The following is a 569-nucleotide window of genomic DNA, read 5'->3' as shown; positions in this document are numbered from 1 at the left end:
ACATTATTCTGCCCGGCACAGCGCCACGGTGTCCTCAATCAACCGGCGCGCCACGGTGCCGGGCGGCGGCAACAGCGGCAATTGGTCGTAGCGATACCAGCCAGCGTTGAGCAGCTCCTTGGGATCGTGACGAATTTCCCCCTGATGGTAATCGGCCATAAAGGCCATCATCAGCGAGTGCGGGAACGGCCAGGGTTGTGAAGTGACGTAGCGCAGGTTCTTGATTTCGATATTGCTCTCTTCCATCACTTCGCGCGCTACCGCCTGCTCCAGCGTTTCGCCCACTTCGACGAAGCCGGCCAGCACCGTGTGGATACCGCCGCGATGGCGCACGTGTTGCGCCAGCAGGATCTGATCCTCGCGCCGAATGGCGACGATCACGCAGGGTGCAATCTGCGGATAGTAGCGCTCTTTGCAGTGGCCACACAGGCAGGCGCTCTCGCTGCGGCTGAGGTGCATCTCATGGCCGCAGTAGCCGCAATAGCGATGTGAACGGTAGAAATCCGCCAGCTGCACGCCGCGCCCGGCAAGCTGAAACAGACCGCGATCCAGATCCAACAGCTGACGCA

1 protein-coding gene is annotated in these 569 nt (G+C 61.3%); it reads right to left on the bottom strand.

From position 1 onward, the window contains the following. Nucleotides 1-3 precede the first annotated feature (3 nt). The coding region (nudC, locus tag BJP35_RS23815) for an NAD(+) diphosphatase (RefSeq protein ID WP_086463603.1) at nucleotides 4-569 on the bottom strand (566 nt) is incomplete at its 5' end.

The organism is Enterobacter sp. J49 (assembly GCF_002148625.1).
GTDB lineage: Bacteria > Pseudomonadota > Gammaproteobacteria > Enterobacterales > Enterobacteriaceae > Enterobacter > Enterobacter ludwigii.
The sequence above is the reverse complement of the archived record's forward strand: the minus strand, read 5'-3'. Positions and strand labels throughout refer to the sequence as shown.